The sequence below is a fragment of the Liberiplasma polymorphum genome, from assembly GCF_043951795.1.
In the GTDB taxonomy this organism is placed as follows: Bacteria; Bacillota_I; Bacilli_A; order Izemoplasmatales; family Izemoplasmataceae; genus Liberiplasma; species Liberiplasma polymorphum.
The window spans coordinates 1-4,291 of the sequence record NZ_JBIOAG010000066.1 but is presented as its reverse complement, the minus strand read 5'-3'; the positions used below and the strand labels follow the sequence as shown (position 1 = coordinate 4,291).

Genomic DNA, 4,291 nt, shown 5'->3' with positions numbered 1-4,291 from the left:
TTAATTGAGTACAACAACAAATATTAACTTAAGAGGATTATTTATTTATCAAGTCTATGTAAGAAATCATACTGAAGAAGGTACGTTTAACGCCTTAATTAAGGATTTAGATCGTATTAAAGCATTAGGGACTGATGTGCTTTATCTTTTACCGATTCATGAAATTGGTGAAGTGTCTAGAAAAGGGACATTAGGGAGTCCTTATGCGATTAAAGATTATTATTCAGTTAATCATGAGTTAGGAACCTTAGACGATTTTAATCGTTTAGTGCGTGAAGTTCACAAACGTGACATGAAAATCATGTTAGATATTGTCTTTAATCATACCTCTCCGGACTCAGTATTAATTAAAGAACATCCTGAATTTTTCTATCGTAACGCGCAAAATGCTTTCGCAAATCGTGTAGGGGATTGGTGGGATATTAAAGATTTTGATTACTCAAAAGATAGATTACTTTATAAAACACTAATTGATGTTTTAAAATACTGGGTGAAGTTAGGTGTTGACGGATTCCGCTTTGATGTAACAAGTCTTCTGCCACGAGATTTTTTAGAAGAAGCGCACAATGAGATAATAAAACTTAATAAAAATCATTTATGGTTAAGTGAGTCTGTCCATGGTCATTTCTTACGCTATATTAGAAATTCTGGTTTTGATGGATTAAGTGAAAGTGAAATTTATGAGATTTTTGATATGGCTTATGATTACGACACACATCCTTATTTTGAAGGATATTTAAAAGGCGTTAATAGCTTAAAAACTTATGTTGATTCAATACTTGCCCAAGAATATATGTATCCTAAAAACTACATTAAAATGCGTAATTTAGAAAACCACGACTTTGGAAGAATTGCAGGGTTTGTAAAAGGGGATGCTATAAAACTTAAAAACTGGCATGCGTTTAGTTTCTTTAATAAAGGCGCGACCATGATTTTTGGTGGTGGCGAGTTTAGTGAAGAAAAACATCCAAGTTTATTTGATAAAGATACAATATCAAGAAGTGGTGAAGATATAAGTGATCTCATTAAAGTCTGTGCCCACATTGTAAAAGATAGTATATTTATTGAAGGTGCATATTATCTAGATGCTTTAAATGATTGTATTGTTGGGTGTTATAAATTAAAAGATAAAACGGTAGTTGGCATATTTAATGTTTCTAACACCAAGGGGTCCATTGATATTAGTCAAACCGAAGGCTTAAAAGATAACTTATCAAAACTTAATGGGACATTTGTAAACAAAATTGATAATCAAAAAGTTACATTAAAAGAGGGTGTTTTAACCCTATCTAAGTCACCACTAATATTTGAAGTATAAAAGGCATGCATTTGCCTTTTTTATTTAGTTAAGTTATGTGAAATATGCTATAATAGACTAAAATATTATAGGAAGTGAATTATGAAAACAGTAACGATTATCGGGGCAGGACTTGCAGGGAGTGAAGCCGCTTATCAACTTGCTAAACGTGGGTTTAAAGTGCGTCTACATGAAATGCGACCCGTCAAAATGACCCCCGCTCACCATACAAACCATTTTGCAGAACTAGTATGTTCTAACTCTTTAAGAGGCAATCATTTAAATCAAGCAGTCGGTGTAATGAAAGAAGAAATGCGCATGCTCGATTCACTCATTATAAAAATGGCAGATATTCATCAAGTACCTGCAGGTAGTGCTTTAGCAGTAGACCGTGAGGGGTTTTCTAAAGCCGTTACTGACTATTTAAGCCATCATGACAACATTGAAATCGTACATGAAGAAGTATCTAAATTACCAGAAGGACCTGTAATTATTGCAACAGGCCCTTTGACAAGTGATGCATTAATGGCAGAAATTAAGACGTTGATTGACGAAGATACGTTGTATTTTTTTGATGCAGCAGCACCGATTATTGATGCAGATAGTATTAATATGGATATTTGTTATAAAAAATCACGTTATGATAAAGGTACAGCTGATTATATCAACTGTCCGATGAATAAAGAACAGTATGAAAGATTTTATCATGAACTTATTAATGCTGAGTGTACTGAGGTAAAGACTTTTGAATTAAAGGTTTTTGAAGGATGCATGCCAATTGAAGAAATGGCAAGACGTGGAATAAAAACGATGTTGTTTGGTCCTTTAAAACCTGTGGGATTAGCACAAGATCAAGAAGATAAACCTTATGCAGTTATTCAGTTAAGACAAGATGATGCTAGAGCGTCTCTTTATAACATTGTTGGGTTTCAAACACACTTAAAATTTGGTGAACAAAAACGTATTATTCAAATGGTTCCTGGATTAGAAAACGCACGCATCATGCGTTATGGTGTTATGCATAAAAATGCCTTTTTAAATGCACCTACCTTACTGGATGAAACCTACAATCTTAAAAAAAATGCACGTATTTTCTTCGCGGGACAAATTGCAGGAGTTGAGGGATATGTTGAGAGTGCAGCCAGTGCAATTGTTGCAAGCATTAATATGGCAGCTTATCTAGAAGGTAAAGACAAGGTAATTTTTCCAATAGATTCAGTTATAGGTGCTCAAGCAGATTATATTGCCCACGCAAACTCTGCACATTTCCAACCGATGAATGCAAACTTTGGTCTTTTAAAAGAACTCGATCAAAGGGTTAATAAAAAAGAGAAAAAAGAAGCCCTCGCTAAAAGAGCACTAAATGCGATGGACAGTTTTATTAAAGACAGATTATGACAAACCAAGAACTTATTACATTATTTCAAGACTATTGTGTGGGTATATTAAGATATTCTGATCATACTATAAAAGCTTATACAACTGATTTAGAAGACTTTATGGCCTTTTTAGGTAAGGAAGAATTCGGTTCATTTAAAGATGTTAGTGTCCGAGTGGCGAAGTTTTATTTATCCGATGTAAGTACACGTTATACGGCTAAAAGTGTCGCAAGAAAAATAAGCACGATTCGTTCATTTTACCATTTTTTAGTGAAAGAAGGGCTCACCTTACATCATCCTTTCTTAGATATTCAACCACCAAAAGCACCTAAAAAGCTGCCTAAATTTATATATCCCGAGGAAATTGAAGGTATATTCAATACAATAAAAACGGATACTGATTTAGGTAAACGCAATCTTATAGTCTTCGAAACTTTGTATTCAACAGGGGTAAGGGTAAGTGAATTATGTGAAATCAAACTGCGTGATATTGATTTGAATGGACGAACAATTTTAGTGCACGGTAAAGGACAAAAAGATCGTTATATTCCAATGGGTGAACCATTAGCTGAATTAATAGAAAGCTACATTTTAGGGGCTAGAAGCAACTTAATGCAAAAAAAAGATCATCACTATTTAGTGGTGAATTCTCAAGGTGATTCTATTACTTCAAGGGGAATCAGATATATCATAAAAGATATCATTGATCATTCAAGTGACCACTTAAATGTTACGCCACATACCCTAAGACATACGTTTGCATCTCACTTAATAAGCCAAGGTGCAGATTTAAGAAGCGTACAAGAACTTCTAGGACATGCGCATATTTCAAGTACACAAATTTATACCGAAATCTCAAAAGAAGATCTAAAGCAAAAATATTTAGCAGCCCATCCGAGAGCGAGGCGTAAAGAATGAATATAGATATTATATGCATAGGAAAAATCAAAGAAAAGTATTGGACTTTAGCCATTGAAGAATATACTAAAAGGCTTAAAAAATATTGTAAGTTATCGATTATTGAAGTTAAAGAATACTCAGAGCCTAAAAATCCAAGTGAAAAAGACTTAGAACAAATCAAATCTTTAGAATCACAGCTTCTTTATGAAAAAGCACAAGGCGCCTATATTATTACACTCGCACTAGAGGGTAAAATGTTATCAAGTAGTGAACTTACAGATAAGTTAGAACACATCGTTACCTATACCAATAACCATATTGCCTTACTAATTGGAGGGTCAAATGGAATTAGTGATGAAGTTAAGCAAAAATCCGATTACCTTTTATCATTTTCTAATATGACATTCCCTCATCAAATGATGCGTGTAATCTTATTAGAACAACTTTATAGAGCTATGAAAATAAAACATAACGAGCCGTATCATAAATAGGTGCAATATTTGTTATAAACCACATAACAAAGAGGTTATTAGAGTTTGTCTCAAATCTAATCTTGTTTCTGTTCTCCAAAGAATTCACCTTCAAAAATAGAAAGGGTGCATATCTTACTTAATGTGTCCACTTTATTGACATAAAAGCAAGATACCAATTTAATTAACTATGGATAAAGAGGGGTTCACTTGTTGTGAACCTTTTTTATACACTTGTTAACAAG

4 protein-coding genes are annotated in these 4,291 nt (G+C 33.4%); all 4 read left to right on the top strand.

Annotated elements, in window-relative coordinates:
• The first annotated feature begins 4 nt into the window (after positions 1 to 4).
• The 4 genes from ACHAJD_RS09705 to rlmH all read left to right on the top strand — a co-directional run bounded on the left by ACHAJD_RS09705 (position 5) and on the right by rlmH (position 4,067).
• Positions 5 to 1,318: an alpha-amylase family glycosyl hydrolase gene (locus tag ACHAJD_RS09705; protein WP_435585668.1), complete on the top strand. Its 1,314-nt coding sequence runs from the start codon at positions 5 to 7 to the stop codon at positions 1,316 to 1,318.
• A gap of 81 nt (positions 1,319 to 1,399) precedes the next feature.
• On the top strand, positions 1,400 to 2,695 hold the full coding sequence (trmFO, locus tag ACHAJD_RS09700) for a methylenetetrahydrofolate--tRNA-(uracil(54)-C(5))-methyltransferase (FADH(2)-oxidizing) TrmFO (RefSeq protein ID WP_435585667.1): 1,296 nt from the start codon (positions 1,400 to 1,402) through the stop codon (positions 2,693 to 2,695).
• Complete coding sequence (gene xerA / locus ACHAJD_RS09695; RefSeq protein ID WP_435585666.1) at positions 2,692 to 3,594, top strand: site-specific tyrosine recombinase/integron integrase; 903 nt, start codon at positions 2,692 to 2,694, stop codon at positions 3,592 to 3,594. Before trmFO ends, xerA begins: the two co-directional genes overlap by 4 nt.
• Positions 3,591 to 4,067 (top strand): 23S rRNA (pseudouridine(1915)-N(3))-methyltransferase RlmH, encoded by a 477-nt coding sequence (gene rlmH, locus ACHAJD_RS09690; protein WP_435585665.1) that lies wholly within the window; start codon positions 3,591 to 3,593, stop codon positions 4,065 to 4,067. The genes xerA and rlmH overlap by 4 nt, the downstream gene beginning before the upstream one ends.
• Positions 4,068 to 4,291 lie beyond the last annotated feature (224 nt).

Excerpts from the sequence above, each read along its gene's own strand:
- trmFO (WP_435585667.1), top strand. The coding sequence starts at position 1,400 with ATGAAAACAGTAACGATTATCGGGGCAGGACTTGCAGGGAGTGAAGCC.
- xerA (WP_435585666.1), top strand. The coding sequence starts at position 2,692 with ATGACAAACCAAGAACTTATTACATTATTTCAAGACTATTGTGTGGGT.
- rlmH (WP_435585665.1), top strand. The coding sequence starts at position 3,591 with ATGAATATAGATATTATATGCATAGGAAAAATCAAAGAAAAGTATTGG.